The organism is Chromohalobacter marismortui (genome assembly GCF_004364315.1).
GTDB lineage: Bacteria > Pseudomonadota > Gammaproteobacteria > Pseudomonadales > Halomonadaceae > Chromohalobacter > Chromohalobacter marismortui.
In genome coordinates this window covers 64613-81249 of record NZ_SOBR01000009.1, presented here as the reverse complement: position 1 = coordinate 81249, position 16637 = coordinate 64613, and the positions used below count along the sequence as shown (strand labels likewise).

14 protein-coding genes and 1 tRNA gene are annotated in these 16637 nt (G+C 63.9%); 5 read left to right on the top strand and 10 right to left on the bottom strand.

The window, feature by feature from the left end:
* Positions 1–40: 40 nt before the first annotated feature.
* From ileS to rplU, 8 genes are all read right to left on the bottom strand, one after another.
* On the bottom strand, positions 41–2881 hold the full coding sequence (ileS, locus tag C8E00_RS15240) for an isoleucine--tRNA ligase (RefSeq protein ID WP_133698372.1): 2841 nt from the start codon (positions 2879–2881) through the stop codon (positions 41–43).
* 9 nt (positions 2882–2890) lie between these two features.
* Complete coding sequence (gene ribF / locus C8E00_RS15235) at positions 2891–3958, bottom strand: bifunctional riboflavin kinase/FAD synthetase (protein ID WP_133698371.1); 1068 nt, start codon at positions 3956–3958, stop codon at positions 2891–2893.
* Positions 3959–4031: 73 nt separating this feature from the next.
* Positions 4032–5543 carry a murein biosynthesis integral membrane protein MurJ gene (gene murJ / locus C8E00_RS15230; protein ID WP_243833207.1) on the bottom strand — a complete coding sequence of 504 codons (1512 nt, stop codon included), beginning with the start codon at positions 5541–5543 and terminating at the stop codon, positions 4032–4034.
* Between the two features lie 187 nt (positions 5544–5730).
* Complete coding sequence (gene rpsT / locus C8E00_RS15225) at positions 5731–5997, bottom strand: 30S ribosomal protein S20 (RefSeq protein WP_133698370.1); 267 nt, start codon at positions 5995–5997, stop codon at positions 5731–5733.
* 209 nt (positions 5998–6206) lie between these two features.
* A complete protein-coding gene (gene proB / locus C8E00_RS15220) occupies positions 6207–7325 on the bottom strand; it encodes a glutamate 5-kinase (RefSeq protein ID WP_133698395.1) in 1119 nt (372 codons plus the stop codon).
* Between the two features lie 44 nt (positions 7326–7369).
* Positions 7370–8557: an Obg family GTPase CgtA gene (gene cgtA, locus C8E00_RS15215; protein ID WP_133698369.1), complete on the bottom strand. Its 1188-nt coding sequence runs from the start codon at positions 8555–8557 to the stop codon at positions 7370–7372.
* Between the two features lie 86 nt (positions 8558–8643).
* Positions 8644–8901, bottom strand: coding sequence for a 50S ribosomal protein L27 (gene rpmA / locus C8E00_RS15210; RefSeq protein ID WP_011505783.1), 258 nt, complete (start codon positions 8899–8901; stop codon positions 8644–8646).
* Between the two features lie 33 nt (positions 8902–8934).
* A complete protein-coding gene (gene rplU / locus C8E00_RS15205; protein WP_133698368.1) occupies positions 8935–9246 on the bottom strand; it encodes a 50S ribosomal protein L21 in 312 nt (103 codons plus the stop codon).
* A 272-nt stretch (positions 9247–9518) separates the two neighbouring features.
* On the opposite strand from rplU, the gene ispB reads away from it, so the two are divergent.
* From ispB to C8E00_RS15190, 3 genes are all read left to right on the top strand, one after another.
* Positions 9519–10493 carry an octaprenyl diphosphate synthase gene (ispB, locus tag C8E00_RS15200; RefSeq protein WP_133698367.1) on the top strand — a complete coding sequence of 325 codons (975 nt, stop codon included), beginning with the start codon at positions 9519–9521 and terminating at the stop codon, positions 10491–10493.
* An 81-nt stretch (positions 10494–10574) separates the two neighbouring features.
* Positions 10575–10651 (top strand) — tRNA-Pro (locus C8E00_RS15195).
* A 345-nt stretch (positions 10652–10996) separates the two neighbouring features.
* On the top strand, positions 10997–11413 hold the full coding sequence (locus C8E00_RS15190; RefSeq protein ID WP_133698366.1) for a hypothetical protein: 417 nt from the start codon (positions 10997–10999) through the stop codon (positions 11411–11413).
* Positions 11414–11422: 9 nt separating this feature from the next.
* Here C8E00_RS15190 and C8E00_RS15185 read toward each other — a convergent pair whose 3' ends face one another.
* Positions 11423–11671 carry a hypothetical protein gene (locus C8E00_RS15185; protein ID WP_133698365.1) on the bottom strand — a complete coding sequence of 83 codons (249 nt, stop codon included), beginning with the start codon at positions 11669–11671 and terminating at the stop codon, positions 11423–11425.
* A 134-nt stretch (positions 11672–11805) separates the two neighbouring features.
* Here C8E00_RS15185 and C8E00_RS15180 point away from each other — a divergent pair, with 134 nt between their 5' ends.
* Both C8E00_RS15180 and rapA read left to right on the top strand, forming a co-directional pair.
* Complete coding sequence (locus C8E00_RS15180; RefSeq protein ID WP_133698364.1) at positions 11806–12609, top strand: TlpA family protein disulfide reductase; 804 nt, start codon at positions 11806–11808, stop codon at positions 12607–12609.
* 119 nt (positions 12610–12728) lie between these two features.
* Positions 12729–15671 (top strand): RNA polymerase-associated protein RapA, encoded by a 2943-nt coding sequence (gene rapA, locus C8E00_RS15175; RefSeq protein WP_133698363.1) that lies wholly within the window; start codon positions 12729–12731, stop codon positions 15669–15671.
* Between the two features lie 23 nt (positions 15672–15694).
* On the opposite strand, the gene C8E00_RS15170 is transcribed toward rapA, so the two are convergent.
* Positions 15695–16591, bottom strand: coding sequence for a TIGR01777 family oxidoreductase (locus C8E00_RS15170; RefSeq protein ID WP_133698362.1), 897 nt, complete (start codon positions 16589–16591; stop codon positions 15695–15697).
* Positions 16592–16637: the final 46 nt, after the last annotated feature.

Below are 16637 nucleotides of genomic sequence, written 5' to 3'. Positions count from 1 at the left end.
CTCATATCAGGATCAAGCGGCGCCATTCCGTGATGCGTCATCAGGCATAACGACGCGTTTCGCCCGGTCCGTCGGGCAGGTTGCTCAGACAGCGGCCGCACAGGTTCGGATCGGCGGCATGCGTGCCCACGTCAGCACGGTGATGCCAGCAGCGCTCGCACTTGGTGTGCGGACTTTCCATCACCCCCACCTTGAGGCCGTCGAGCTCGCTGGCCTCGGCCTGCTCGCTGCCCGCCGCGTTCAGCGACGACAGATGCACCTCGCTGGTCAACAACACGAAACGCAACTCATCACCGAGCTGTGCCAAGGTCTCGCGCAGGCCATCATCGGCGTAGAGCGTGACCTCGGCAGCGAGGCTGTTGCGTATCACCTTGGCGTTACGCGCATCTTCCAGGCACTTGTTGACCGCCTGCTTGACCTCGAGCACCCGCGACCAGAACGCACGCCCCATGAGGGCATCCGCCTCCAGGGTTGCCAGATGCGGATAGTATTCTTCCAGCAGCACGCTATCGCCGCGTGCGCCGGGAATGGCCTCATAGATTTCCTCGGCGGTGAAGGACAGAATCGGCGCCACCCAGCGCACCAGCGCCTCGACCACATGATAGAGCGCCGTCTGACAGCTGCGGCGCGCGCGCGAATCGGCTTGGGTGGTGTACTGGCGATCCTTGATCACGTCCAGGTAGAAGCCGCCCAGCTCGTGGGCACAGAAGTCGTGCACCTGCTGATAGACGTCACGGAAACGGTAGTCGTCATAGGCCGTCCGCATGCGCTCCTGAAGCTGCGCGGCACGATCCACCGCCCACTGATCCAGGGCCAGCATGTCCTCGAACGCCACGGCGTCACGCGCGGGATCGAAGCCGTTCAAGTTGGCCAGCAAGAAGCGCGCAGTGTTGCGAATACGCCGGTAGACATCGGCGGTACGCTTGAGGATCTCGTCGGAGACCGCCATCTCACCGGAATAGTCGGTGGAGGCGACCCACAGGCGCAGGATATCGGCACCCAGCTTATCCATCACCTGCTGTGGTGCGATGACGTTGCCCATCGACTTGGACATCTTGCGGCCTTTCTCGTCGACGGTGAAGCCGTGTGTCAGCAGCGCCTTGTAGGGCGCATGGCCGTCGATGGCGCACCCGGTCAGCAACGACGAATGGAACCAGCCGCGATGCTGGTCGGACCCTTCGAGATACAGATCGGCGCGCGGCCCTTGCGCGTGCCCCAGCGCATGCGAGCCCCGCAAGACATGCCAATGGGTGGTGCCGGAATCGAACCACACATCCAGGGTATCGGTGACTTTCTCGTAGTCGCCGGCCTCGTCGCCCAGCAGCTCACTGGCGTCGAGACGGAACCAGGCATCGATACCCTCGGCTTCGACGCGCTTGGCGACAGCTTCCATCAGCTCGACGGTGCGCGGATGCCATTCCCCGGTCTGCTTGTGCAGGAAGAACGGAATCGGCACCCCCCAGTTGCGCTGGCGCGAAATGCACCAGTCGGGACGGTTGGCGATCATCGAGTGCAGACGCGCCTTGCCCCAGGCGGGGATGAACTGGGTCGCCTCGACGCCGTCCAGTGCACGCTGCCGCAGGGTACGCCCCTGATCGTCTTCGCGGTCCATGCCCACGAACCATTGCGCCGTGGCACGATAGATGACCGGGGTCTTGTGGCGCCAGCAATGCATGTAGCTATGCGTGATCGGCGTGTGCGCCATCAGCGCGTTGACTTCGCGCAACGTATCGACGATCTGAGGGTTGGCCTTCCAGATCATCTGCCCGCCGAACAACGGCAGGTCGTCGCGGTATACGCCATTGCCCTGCACAGGGTTGAGCATGTCATCGAAGCTCATGCCGTGCGCGCGGCAGGTCATGAAGTCATCCAGGCCGTAGGAAGGCGCCGAGTGGACGATCCCCGTGCTGCCCTCTTCCACGGTCACGTAATCGGCGAGATACACCGGCGCCACGCGCTCGTAGAACGGATGCTGAAAAGTGACGAACTCCAGCGCCGCGCCCGTGGCCGTGGCCACGACATCACCCTCGAGGCCATAGCGCGTCAGGCAGCTCTCGACCAGTTCCTCGGCGAGCACCAGCAGCCGCTCGCCGGTATCGACCAGGGCATAGGTGAAGTCAGGATGCACGTTCAGCGCCTGGTTGGCGGGAATGGTCCACGGCGTGGTGGTCCAGATGACGATGGCCGCCGGCTTGTCGAGCGACGTGAGCTCAAACGCCGTCGCTAGCTTGGCGGGCTCGGCGGCGGTGAAGGCGACATCGATGGCATCGGACTTCTTGTCGGCGTACTCGACCTCGGCTTCGGCCAGGGCCGAGCCACAATCGAAGCACCAGTTGACCGGCTTCAGCCCCTTGAAGACATAACCACCCTCGACCATCTTGGCCAGCGCACGAATCTCGCCGGCTTCGTTGGCGAAATCCATGGTGCGGTAAGGATGTTCCCAGTCACCGACCACGCCCAGACGCACGAAATCGGTCTTCTGCGCCTCGATTTGCGCGCCCGCGTACTCGCGGCATAGATCACGCGCCTCGCCGGCGGCGAGATGCTTGCCGTGGGTGGTCTCGACCTTGTGCTCGATGGGCAACCCGTGGCAGTCCCAGCCGGGCACATAAGGCGCGTCGTATCCCGCCAGCGCCTTCGACTTGACGACGATGTCCTTGAGGATCTTGTTGACGGCATGACCGATGTGAATGCTGCCGTTGGCATAGGGAGGGCCATCGTGCAGCACGAAGCTCTCACGACCGGCGCGCGCCTCGCGCAGGCGTTCGTAGAGGTTCATGTCCTGCCATTGCGATACCCGCCCCGGCTCACGCTTGGGCAACATGCCGCGCATGGGGAAGTCGGTCTCGGGGAGGTTCAAGGTATGTTTGTAATCGCTCATAGCGGAAGGTCAGCCATCGTCTTGGTCGGCCGGGCGCGTGCCCGCCGAGGAGTCGGAAGTCGAAGGCTCGGGCGCCAAGGGCGCCGAGGCCAGCGGATAAGTCCAGCCAGTCGAAGTGCACGGCAGCTCGAGCGCAATGGCATCGAGCGGCGTGGCCGCGCGAAAATAGCGACGTGCCTGCGCCAGGTCGGCATGGATCTGACGCGTCAGGGCCTCCAGCCCCGCAAAATTGACCTCGCCTCGCAGCCGCGCACAAGGCACGACCGTAAGGCGTTGGCCGTAGAGGTCACCCTCGAAATCGAACAAATGTACTTCCAGCACCGGCCGGGTGCTGCCCACGGTCGGTCGCCACCCGATATTGGCCGCCCCCGACAGCTCTCGACCATCGGGCAATCGTGTGACGCAGGCATAGATACCGCGTAATGCCAGAGAGCGCGACGTCAACGGCAGGTTGGCGGTGGGTACGCCAATGGTGCGCCCCAGTTGCCGGTCCGCGACCACGCGTCCCGACAGTTGATAAGGGCGTCCCAACAATCGCGCGGCTTGGGCGAAATTGCCGCTGGCCAGCAAGGTGCGCACTCGGGTACTGGAGACACGCTCATCGTCGAGGACGAACGTGCGGGTATGCTCGACCTCGAAGCCACAGCGTTCACCCACACGTTGCAACAAGGCGAAATCGCCCGCCCGGTCACAGCCGAAGCGAAAGTCGTCTCCCACGACAAGATGCTTGACGCCCAGGCCACGGATCAGCACGCGCTCGATGAACTCGTCGGCCGTCAGACCTCGCAGAGCGGCATTGAAGGGCAGACAGACGACGCGCTCGGCACCGTATTCGGCCAGCAGCTCGACCTTGTCGCGTAGCCGGCTCAAACGAGGGGGCGCTTGCTCACCGGCAAAGTACTCGCGTGGCTGGGGCTCGAAGACGACCACCGTCATCGGCAACCCCAGCGCCGTGGCACGACTCTTGAGCTGATCGAGGATCGCCTGATGACCGCGATGCACGCCATCGAAATTGCCGATCGTCGCCACGCACGGGCCCGCCTCGTGCAGATTGTGCAGTCCTCTGATCAGTTCCATGTGCCGTTCATATGCCGGTGAAACGTTCGATTATAACCAAGGGGGCCACGCCTGACAGCCATGTCCCCCGCTCTTAGCCACGCAGGCGAAAATGCCTGAGCCGCACGCCGCATAGCGCCAGCCATCCAAAATAGACCACCACGCCGCCCAGGGTCAGCCCCAACAGGGTCACGACACGCTGCCACACGCGCCAGTCGAGCCAGGCATGCCATTCGGGCACCAGCCACCAGATACCGCTTCCCATGATCACGCAGCCGGCCCCGAGCGTCAGCGCGAAGCGTCCCCAGCCCGGCTGGAACGTTAACACGCCGCGCCGTCGTAGCCCCCAGCCCAGCATACCGGCATTGAGAAACGCCGACAGCGCCGTGGCCAACGCCAGACCGGCATGCGCCAGTGGCAAGATCAGCAACAGATTGAAGGCCATGTTGGCGACCATCGCCACGATCCCGATCTTGACCGGCGTCTTGGTGTCCTGGCGTGCGAAATATCCCGGCGCCAGCACCTTGATCAGCATGAAAGGCAACAACCCCAGCGCATAGGCCCGCATACTGCGCGCCGCCATCACGATATCGTGATCCGTCATCGCCCCGTAGTGGAACAGGCTGACCAGCAATGGCTCGGCCAGCAGCACCAGGGCCAGGGCCGCGGGAAGCCCGAGCAGCAGCACCGCACGCAGCGCCCAGTCGAGCATCTTGGCAAAGTGCTCGGGCGACTGCTCGGCGTGACGCTTGGAGAGCGCCGGCAGGATCACCGTGCCCAGTGCCACCCCGAACACCCCCAGCGGCAATTCTACAAGGCGATCCGAGTAGTACAGCCAGGACACACTGCCCGACGCCAGCAACGACGCCAGCACGGTATCCAATAACAGATTGATTTGTGACACCGACACGGCGAACAGCGCCGGCGCCATCAATACCAGAACGCGGCGCACTCCAGGGTGTCGGAAGTTGGGCCAAGGACGCGGGGTCAATCCCAGGCGCGCCAGAAACGGTACCTGAAAGCCCAGTTGGACGACACCCGCGATCAGTACGCCCCAGGCCAGCGCCATGACGGGATCTTGCATCCAAGGCGTCAGCCACAGCGCCGCGCCAATCAACGACAGGTTGAGCAGCACCGGCGTGAACGCCGGCACGGCAAAACGGTTCCAGGTGTTGAGCACGCTGCCCGCGAAGGCGGTCAGCGAAATCAGCCATAGATAGGGAAACGTCAGACGTAGCATGTCGGCGGTCAGCGCCAGTTTACCCGGGTCAGCGCTGAATCCCGGCGCGAACAGCCACACCAGCCAGGGCGCGAGAAGCACCGCCACGGCGCTGAGCAAGGCCAGTATCAAGCCGAGACTGCCCGACACCGCGTCGAGCAATTCGCGCACTTCTTCACGCGTCCGCTGCGTGGCATACTCGGACAATACCGGGATGAACGCCTGATTGAAGGCGCCCTCGGCGAACAGGCGGCGCATGAAGTTGGGAATCTTGAAGGCGACGAAGAAGGCATCCGCACCGCTGCCGGCGCCAAACAAGGTCGCGATCACGACGTCCCGCGCCAGCCCCATCACGCGCGAGAGCATGGTCATGGTGCTGACCACCATCCCTGAGCGTAACAGGCCGCCACGCCCCTCAGGCCGAGGCGGCGACGCTGACGACGCGTCGCCTGTCGGCACTGCCTGTGAATGTTTACCCGTCACCGGCTATCTCCACGCCCCCGACGCCCAAGCGCCACTTACAAAAAAACCGGCCGAAGCCGGTTTTTTCACGCGTTACCGCCAAGACCCGGCTTCAGGCAGCCAGGGCCTTAATTCGCTTGTTCAGACGGCTCTTGATACGTGCAGCCTTGCGCTTGGAGATCGCGTCCTTGTCAGCGATGCGGTCGATGACCGGCTGGGCTGCCTTGAACTCGGTCATGGCCTGACCATGATCGCCAGTCTGGATCGCCTTGACGACGCGCTTGATGTACGTGCGCACCATGCTGCGTTGGCTGGCATTGTGCTGACGACGCTGCTCCGCCTGGCGGGCGCGTTTACGGGCCTGTTTGGTGTTCGCCACCGTCTACTCCTTGGAGATGTTGACAGTCATATTCTGTAAAAAATTGATTCGCTTGACTTTTTACTACGTCAAACGAATCGGCCAAAACGGGATCGCCACTCACGAGGCGCCCCATCAACGGGCCGTGTCTGAGAGGATGCAGCATTCTAGCATGGCCCGCCCGGCAACGGCTATAGCGTCGCCGAGCGCATCCCCGATATTACGGCCCTTCATATGATGACCAGATTATCGCGATGGATGAGCTCCGGTGATTCCATGTAGCCAAGCAGCGTCTCGATGCGATGACTAGGCTGGCCCACGATACGCCGCGCCTCGTCACTGCCGTAGTTGACGAGCCCCTTGGCGACCCGCTCGCCGCGCTCGTTGACGCAGACCACCATATCGCCACGCTTGAAGACACCTTCGGCACGTCGCACGCCCACCGGCAACAAGCTCGACCCATGGCGATGCAATACCTCGACCGCACCATCGTCGAGCACCAGCGTGCCGCGCACCTGAAGCTGCCCCGCCAGCCACCGCTTGCGCGCCGCCAACGGGGCATGATCCGGCATCAACAGCGTGCCCAGCGTCTCGCCTTCCGCCAGCCGCGTGAGCACCGCCGCCTGGCGCCCACTGGCGATCACCGTCAGCGCGCCGGAGCGCGCCGCCAGGCGCGCAGCGCGCACTTTGGTCGTCATTCCGCCGCGCCCCAAGGCACCGCCATCGCCGGCAACCGCCGCCAGGGCAGGATCGTCGGCACGTCCTTCGCTGATCAACCGCGCCTCGGGGTCGTGGCGCGGATCGGCATCGAACAAGCCTTCCTGATCGGTGAGCAGGATCAGCGCATCCGCTTCCAAAAGGTTGGCCACCAGCGCGCCCAGCGTATCGTTATCACCGAAGCGGATCTCGTCGGTGACCACGGTGTCGTTCTCGTTGATCACCGGCACCACGCGCAGTGCAACCAGCGTGCGTAACGCCGAACGCGCATTGAGATAGCGCTTGCGGTCGGACAGATCATCATGCGTCAAAAGCACTTGCGCGCTACGCAGACCATGACGCGCGAAGTGCCCCTCATAGCATTGCGATAGCCCCGACTGCCCTACCGCGGCAGCCGCCTGCAGTTCATACACCGCCGAGGGCCGGGATGCCCAGCCCAGGCGCGCCATGCCCTCAGCCACCGCCCCGGACGACACCAGCACGACTTCGACGCCGCGCGCATGCAGGGAGGCGATCTGATCGACCCAACCGCCAATGGCGTCGGCATCGAGGCCACGACCGTCGTTGGTCAACAGCGCACTGCCGATCTTGATCACGATACGCCGTGCGCCACGCAAGGCCTCACGACTCATCGACTGCGACTCACTCACCGGCTTTCCTCCGACCCCGACCCCGTTCAGGGAGCGTATTCCACTTCGACGTCGTACTCGTCATCGTCGAAATCATCGTCATCTTCCTGAACCGGCTTGCGCTTGCGCGACATGCGCGCCTCGGCGCGCGCCACGGCTTCGTCTTCCATGCGCTGGCGCATCTCGCGCTCATGTGCGAAAGCCGTCTCGTCCTCTGCCTCCAGCTGACGCTGCTCGGTCAGCCAGCGATGCGCCGCCTGCACCAGCGGCTGGGTGCCCTCGCTACTGATCGCCGAAACCCGAAACACCGGCCCCGTCCACTCCAGGCGCGCGACGATATCGTCGACCGTGGCCTGACGCACTTCCTCGGGGAGCAAGTCGAGCTTGTTGAGCACCAGCCAGCGTGGGCGCTCGGCCAGCGTAGCGGAAAACTGTTCGAGTTCATGCGCGATAGCCCGCGCACTCTCCACGGGATCGCTTTCATCGAACGGCGCCACGTCGACCACGTGCAACAACAACCGTGTCCGGGTGAGATGCTTGAGAAAACGCAACCCCAGACCGGCGCCATCAGATGCCCCTTCGATCAAACCTGGCACGTCGGCCATGACGAAATGCTCGTGCGTGCCCAGCTTGACCACCCCGAGATTGGGTACCAGCGTGGTGAAGGGGTAGTTGGCGACCTTGGGCTTGGCGGCCGAGACGGCACGGATCAGCGTCGACTTGCCGGCATTGGGCACGCCCAGCAGGCCGACATCGGCCATCACTTTCATCTCGAAGCGCAGGTTGCGGCGCTCGCCCTCAGTGCCTGGCGTTGTCTTGCGCGGCGCCCGGTTGGTAGAGGACTTGAAATGGATGTTGCCCAATCCACGACGGCCCGCCTGCGCCACCAGCTCGACCTGACCGGCCTCGGTCACATCGGCGATCACCTCGAGGGTATCCTCATCGATCACCGTGGTCCCCACCGGCACCTTGACGTGCAGATCTTCGCCGTTGCGGCCACTCATCTGGCGCCCTTGGCCCGGCTGACCGTTGGGTGCCTTGTAGAAGCGCTGATACTTGAAGTCGATCAACGTATTGAGGGCGTCGTCACCGATCAGATAGACGCTGCCACCGTGCCCACCGTCGCCGCCGTCCGGCCCGCCCTTGGGAACGTATTTTTCGCGCCGGAAACTCAGGCAACCATTGCCGCCCTTGCCGGCCTCGACGATGATCGAGGCTTCGTCGACGAATTGCATGGACACTTCTCCTGACGGCCACGGCCGCCCTATACGAAAAGGCCCCGCCTGAAGCGGGGCCTTCTCCTGCATCGTTCGTGGCGGTCTCAGGCGGAGACAACGCTCACGAACTTACGGTTTTTCGGACCCTTGGTCTCGAACTTGATCACGCCGTCGTTCAGGGCGAACAGGGTGTGATCCTTGCCGATGCCGACACCGCTGCCGGCGTGGAACTTGGTACCACGCTGACGCACGATGATGTTGCCGGCGGTCGCCGCCTGGCCACCGAACAGCTTGACACCTAGGCGTTTGGATTCACTGTCGCGACCGTTACGAGAACTACCGGCAGCCTTTTTATGAGCCATTGCAAATACCTCGTGTTATCGGGGGAATATCGCTTACGCGGAAATTCCGGTGATCTTGACTTCGGTGAACCACTGACGATGGCCTTGACGACGCATCTGGTGCTTACGGCGACGGAACTTGATGATCTTCACCTTTTCGCCGCGACCATGGGAAACGACTTCCGCCGTCACCTTGGCACCTTCGACCAGCGGTGCGCCGACCTTCACGTCGTCATCATCGGCAACCAGCAGCACCTGGTCGAGTTCGAGGGTGTCACCCGTGGCCACTTCCAGCTTCTCGAGCTTCAGGGTCTGGCCTTCCTGAACGCGGTACTGCTTGCCACCGCTCTTGATTACTGCGTACATGTCACTCTCCAGCACTCATCGGGGTTGCGCTCTTCATCGACCTGCGGCGAGTGGCGCCCCTTCCGGCAGCCATCTGACAGGGAGCATGATGAGTCGAGCCGCGTATTATAGCGACACACAGGCATACCGGGCAAGCGTCTTTCACACCACGGATGACGCGGCCTGGCACAACACCGGCATGCGCCTTGACGCCCCTCGGGGGGCCCCCTAGCATAGCCCGAGCCCAAGGCCGCAATGAGGCGGCCCAACCCCTTATTGCGACAAGCCGACCCATGCAGCCCAACGCATCGCCCATCCATGCGGCGGTCGCGGATGATTTCGCCGCCGTCGACCGCACCATCCTCGCCCAACTGGCTTCCCGGGTTCCCCTCGTCGAAACCATTGGCCACTACATCATCGAAAGCGGCGGCAAGCGACTACGCCCGCTGCTGGTGTTGCTCGCCGCACGCTCTCTGGGCTACCCGGGCGATCGCCACGTGACCCTGGCCACACTGATCGAATTCATGCACACCTCGACGCTGCTGCACGACGACGTGGTCGACGAATCACACCTGCGCCGGGGCAAGGCGACCGCCAACGACGCCTGGGGCAACGCCCCCTCGGTGCTGGTCGGCGATTTCCTGTATTCGCGCTCGTTCCAGATGATGGTCGAAGTCGGCTCGATGCGCGTCATGGAAATTCTCTCCGGCGCCACCTGCGTGATCGCCGAAGGCGAAGTACTGCAGTTGACCAATATCGGCAACCCCGACATCGATGAGGCCGCGTACTTCGAGACCATTCAGGGCAAGACCGCCATGCTCTTCGAGGCCGCCAGTCACAGCGGCGCGATACTCGCCGACGCGAGCCCCGCCCAGGAAGAGGCCCTCAAGCTCTACGGCCGCTATCTGGGGCTGGCCTTCCAGCTCGTCGACGACCTTCTCGACTATCAGGGCGACGCCGATGCCATGGGCAAGAACGTCGGCGACGACCTTGCCGAAGGCAAGCCCACGCTGCCCCTCATTCATGCCATGGCGACCGGCGACGCCGAGCAGGTCAATGTGGTCCGCAAGGCCATTCGCCAGGGCGGACTCGATCATCTCGACGAGGTACTGGCCATCGTCAACGCCACCGGTGCGCTGGCATACACCCGTCGCCGTGCCGTGGAAATGGTCGACCTCGCGCTTGCCCAGCTCGAGCTTTTACCCGCGAGCCGCTACCGTGACAGCATGGCCGAGCTCGCCCGCCTCGCCGTCGAGCGCCAAACCTGATCAGACCGCCTGCAAAAGGGTTGCGCGCACGCCGCGGATGCGTATAATGCAGCCCCGTCGAGCTGGCACCCCCAGCGCGAACGGAGTATAGCTCAGCTTGGTAGAGCGCTGCCTTCGGGAGGCAGAGGTCGTAGGTTCGAATCCTGCTACTCCGACCAAGATTTAGAAAAGCCCATGCATTCAGTTGCATGGGCTTTTTTCGTATCCTGCCCCAACATGTCGACCTCCCCGTGTCACGCGCCTCGCCTGACGCATGGTATCGATGCACCATCATTCTTAACCCAGGTTATCGATAATCCTGGCATATGCGCCCACGGTAGTCAGGCTAGGAAGCCCAACGGCACAAGGATGTGCCAACCATGCCTTGCTGGTTACCCGCCCCAGCACGCTTGTCCCGGACATCGATAGACGTCGTGCATTCGCACCATAGCCATGCCGTGCTTTCCAGCATCGCGTCAGCCCCCATACTGATGGGTACGCTCACAGACGCTCTGGAGTCCGCCATGCAACGCTTATCGCTGGAACCCGCCGTACTTCACGTCGCCCAACTTGCCCCCTTGGTGGAATGGCTGCAAGCACACTTGGCACTGACGACCTTGCTGCATACCCCGCACGGTGCTTGCCTCGAGCTGCATCACGAGGGGCATAACAGCCATGTGCTGCTACTCGACGAACACCCCGAGGCGCCCGCCAGCACCTTACGCCTGGAAGCCGACAATGCGGAATTCGAGCGCCTCGCCCCTTTGCTGACCAGCAAGGGAGCGCGCTGCCTGGAGGCCTCGCGCGAGCATCCCAGCGCGTCACGCGGTTGCGCTTGGCGAGTGCTGACCATGCCGCTTCCCGGTGACTGGCAGCTGATGCTGTTGGCCCTCGACCCGCGCCGCTGCCAACCCCTGGGCCTCCATGGGCACACACCGTGATGCGCCCCCTTACTCCTCGTCTTCTGCCGCACGCCTGAGCCGCTCATCCATGACGCGGCGCTGCTTGTTGCGCCGATAACGCCGCATCAGGGCCACCCAACAAGCGGCAAGGAGCATCAACGCCAGCGTCACTCCCTGCCAAGGGCGCGCGGCGTCGCCCAGACAGGTTTCCAGCGTCATGATCAGAATGAATCCCAGGGCCTGACTGGCAATGGCTGCCGCGCGCAACCCATCGACGCCATAGCGCGAACCCACCATGCGTTCTCTCCTTTCGTTTCGACCTGACGCCATGCGAGGACTTCATCCCGGCCACGATGCTTAAAAAGCGATCCCTAGAGCGTTAGTGTAACGTGTCAGGCATCGCGATTCGTCATCGCCACCATGAGAACCTCATGCCACCGATCATGCTCGGCCATGTGCCGCTTCCAAGCGCACCGCTATACGCCGCCATCGCGGCACTGGCGCTATTGGCGTTGGGTGCGTCGTTGCGTCTACCCCGCCCCCGACAACGCCAGTGGTTGAGTGGCACCTTGGCAGCGGCGCTGCTCGGTGCTCGCCTGGCATATGTGGCGCTTCACTTGGACGCCTACCGTCAGGCCCCTCTCGAGATCATCACATTGTGGACGTCCGGATACCATCCGCTGGGCGCCTTGCTCGGCGCCGGTCTGTGGACATCATGGTGCTTGCGCGACCTTCCCGCACATCAGATGCGCCTGGCCAGCGGCGCGCTCATGGCATGTAGCGCACTTTGGTGGGGGTTGAATACCTGGCAGCCGCTGGTGGCCGACCCCCCACCCACGCATTTGCCGCATCTGACCTTGAACGCGCTCGATGGCACCCCGACGCCCCTCGAAAAGCTGACGTCGGCGTCTCCGCTCATCGTAGTGCTATGGCGCAGCGATTGCCGAGCATGCCGCCATACGCTGGCGCGGCTCGCCAATCTCGAGCATGCCGCGGCCACCGTCGTGGCCATCGATGAAGGCCAGACGCTGCTGCAAGCCGCGCGCTATCTCGATGCCCGCAAGATCGCTTTCCCCTATGCCCTGCGTGATCCGCAACAACGCTTGCAGGCTTATTTCGACATGCCCGCACTGCCCCTGACACTACGCTTCAGCGCCCACGGTCAGCTACTCGACTACCAGATGGGCGAACTCTCCACGGCACATCTCATGCGCTGGCTGTCGACCACGCATTGAAAACGCAATCGCCTGTTAAGCCCTTCGTCGCTTTCCGGTAGAATACTGCGCCCGCCGCCCTGCATGCTCCCCAGCAAGGCGGTGCGCCACGTTCCGTTACATCATCATCCCGAGGCATCATGAGCGAATTCATTCCGGGCCAGCGCTGGGTCAGCGACGGCGAAGCCGAGCTGGGGCTGGGCACGATCCTGAACTGCGACGCCCGAAGCGTGACCGTGCTCTTTGCCGCCAGCCAGGAAACGCGCACCTATAGCGTTCGCCAAGCGCCGCTTACCCGCGTCGTCTTCGGCACCGGCGACCGAATCGAAGCCGCCGACGGCCGCACGCTGACCGTCGACGACACCAAGGAAGCCCAGGGGCTGCTGGTCTATATCGTCGAAACCGCGAACGGCGAATACGACGAACTTCCCGAAAGCCGCCTCGCCGACAGCATGCGCTTTCAGCAAGCACGCGACCGCCTGCTGACCGGCCAGGTCGACCGCAACGACTGGTTCGAACTGCGCTACCGCACCCTGCACCACTATCACCGTATCGCCCAGCATCCCGCCAACGGCCTGGCCGGACCGCGCGTGGATCTCATCCCTCATCAGCTGTATATCGCCGACGAGGTCTCGCGCCGTCATGCCCCACGCGTACTGCTCGCCGACGAGGTGGGCCTGGGCAAGACCATCGAAGCCGGCCTGATCCTGCACCGCCTGCTGCTCACCGGGCGTGTCGAGCGAGCCTTGATTCTGGTACCCGACAGCCTGAGCCATCAATGGCTGGTGGAAATGCTGCGCCGCTTCTCGCTGCATTTCACCCTGCTCGACGAACAGCAGAGCCAGCACAGCACAGGCAACCCTTTCGAAAGCGCTCAACTGGTCCTGGCCAGCCAGCAATGGCTGTTCGCCAACCCGCACCGCCAGACCCAGGCCCTCACCTGTGACTGGGACCTGCTGATCGTCGACGAGGCCCATCATCTCGACTGGACGCCCGAGGCCAGCGGCCCCGGCTATGCCTGCGTCGAGCAGTTGGCGCGAGTCATCGACGGCGTGCTGCTGCTGACCGCCACGCCCGAGCAGATGGGCCAAGCCGGCCACTTCGCGCGGTTGCGCCTGCTCGATCCCGAGCGCTACACCAGTCTGGCGGCCTTCGCCGCCGAAGAAGCAGGCTATGCCAAGGTCGCCGAGGCCGTGGACGCCCTTGAACGCCTGCCCGGCGATGCCGTCGATCGCGACGCCGTGGGCGCGGTCATCGATGATGCGGACAGCCAGGCGCTGCTCGCCACGCTGCTCGACCCCGAAAGCGACGAGGCGCAGCACCATAGCGCCCGTTGCCAGCTCCGCGAGCAGCTCCTCGATCGTCACGGGACCGGCCGCGTGATGTTTCGCAACAGCCGCCGCCATGTCGCTGGCTTCCCCGAGCGCCACTTGCATGTCACGCGCCTGACCCCGCCGTCCAGCTACCGCCGTGAACTACGCAAGCTGGATCGCGACATGGACTACCTCGACGACCTGTTGATCGCCACCGGGCTCGATCATCCCGAGGTCCTGCTCTATCCCGACGCCATGTACCGTGCGCTGAGCGACGACTCGCCGAGCAACGTGTCGCTCAATACCGAGCCCTGGTGGCAAATCGACCCGCGCGTGACCTGGCTTCTGGAACGCTTGACCGAGGTGGGCCGCGACAAGGTGCTGGTCATCGCCCACGACCGCGACACCGCCAGCGACCTCAGCGAGGCACTGCGCGTGCTGGGCGGTCTCCAGGCGCCGGTGTTCCACGAGGGCCTGACGCTCATCGAGCGCGACCGGGCGGCCGCGGCCTTCGCCGACGAGGAGGACGGCTGCCAAGTACTGGTATGCTCGGAAATCGGCTCCGAGGGACGCAATTTCCAGTTCTGCCGCCACCTGGTGATGTTCGATCTACCGGCACATCCCGATCAGCTCGAGCAACGCATCGGTCGCCTCGATCGCATCGGCCAGCAACACGCCATCGACATTTACGTGCCGGTGTTCGACGACAGCCCCGGCGAGCGGCTGCTGCGCTGGTACGACGAGGGCATGCGTGCCTTCAATGCCCCACATGGCATCGGCAGCGAGCTCTACGATGCCTTCGGCGATACCGTGGCCGACGCCCTGCTCGATAACGACGCCCTCGAGGAAGTCATCGCGGAAACGCGCGCCTACTTCGAAAGCCGCCTCGCTGCCCATGAAGCCGGGCGCGACCGGCTGCTGGAATGGAACGCCTGCCGCCCGCAACACGCCCAGGTCATCACCGACGCCATCCGCGAGCTGGACGCCGACACGACATTGCCACGTTACGTCGACAAGGCACTGGATGTCTTCGGCGTCGAGAGCCGTGACTTGGGCGGCGATATCCAACACCTGCTGGCGGGGCCTCACATGCTCGACGGCCTGCCGGGGCTGGTCAAAGGCGAGGAAGGCTTCTCGGCAACGTTCGATCGTCAACGTGCCCTGGCCCGCGACGATGTTCAGCACCTTTCCTGGGAACACCCGCTGGTGCGCGAGATGATGGAGCGTATCCTCGACGGCACCCTCGGCAACACCGCACTGGCGCTGCTTCAGCACCCCTCGATTCCCGGTGGCCGGCTGATGGCCGAGTTGGTGTTTCGGACGCACTGTCCAGCGCCCAAGCATTTGAATGTCGAGCGTTTCCTGCCACCCACGGCGGTCCGATTGCTGCTCGACGAGTCGGGCGCCAACCTGACCCAGAAGGTCTCGTTCGGGGGCTTGGCAAAGAACCTCAAGAAGGTCAAGAAGGCCGTGGCACGCGACCTGATCAAGTCACGCCATACCCAATTGCGCGACCTGTTGACCAATGCCGAAGGCGAGGCCGAGAACGAGCTGCCAAGCATCGTCGAGGCGGCGCAGACACGCATGCGCGAGACGTTGGACACCGAACTGGCGCGTCTCAAGGCCTTGGCACGCCACAATCCGGCAGTGCGCGATGCGGAAATCGATGCCCTCGCCCACGAGCGTCAGGCGCTGGATACGGCCATCGATGCCACGCGGCTGCGCCTCGACGCAGTACGCGTGATCGTCACTGTCGATCCACCCGAGTAACCCCGAACCGCAGGCGCCATGCGTCAGCGCCCGAGGATCGCTTTCAGGGCGCTGTCCAGCGTCGGATACTCAAACGTGAAGCCCGCCGCCTCCAGGCGTGCGGGACGCATGCGGGCGCCAGTCAGCAACAGGCGTGACATCTCGCCCAGGGCCAGCCGCAAGACACCGGCGGGCACCGTAAACACCGCGGGACGATGCAGGTGGTGTGCCAAGGCACGAGTAAAGTCGGCATTGGTCACGGGATGCGGGGCGGCGGCATTGAAAGGCCCCTCGAGGTCGTCACGCTCAAGCAGGAATAGCACGATGCGCACCAGATCCTCGCGATGAATCCACGGCATGTACTGACGGCCATTGCCCAGGCGGCCGCCCAGCCCCAGACGGAAAGGCGGCAGCAGCTTGCTCAGCGTGCCGCCACCGGCATCGAGTACCAGCCCAGTTCGCACTAGCGCTACCCGAACGCCCAACGATTCGGCTGCGCGCGCTGCCGATTCCCACTGTGCGCACAGACGATGCGCGAACTCATCAGTGGGCGGCGTCTGCTCGGTAACGTCGCGCTCTCCCTGATCGCCATAAAACCCCATGGCCGAGCCGGACACCATGACCCGAGGCGGCGTCTCCAGACGCTCGCACAGCGTCACCAGCTCGCGCGTCATATTCAGCCGCGACTCGAGCAAACGTTTTTTCTGCGCCTCGCTCCAGCGCTTGTCGGCAATGGGTTCGCCGGCAAGATTGATGATTGCCTCGGGGGCGTCCTCCGCAAACGCCATGACCGACTCGCGGATCTCGGCGCCCTCAGGCAGTTCTCTGCGCGCCCGATCGGGGGACCGGGATACCACCAGCAACCGATGACCGGCCTCATTCAGGTGTTGGCAGAGCAGTCGCCCGACGAAACCGCTACCGCCGGTGATCAAGATACGCATGATGACTCTCCGAACAGCGAGGTGTTGTACGAGAATGTATTATACG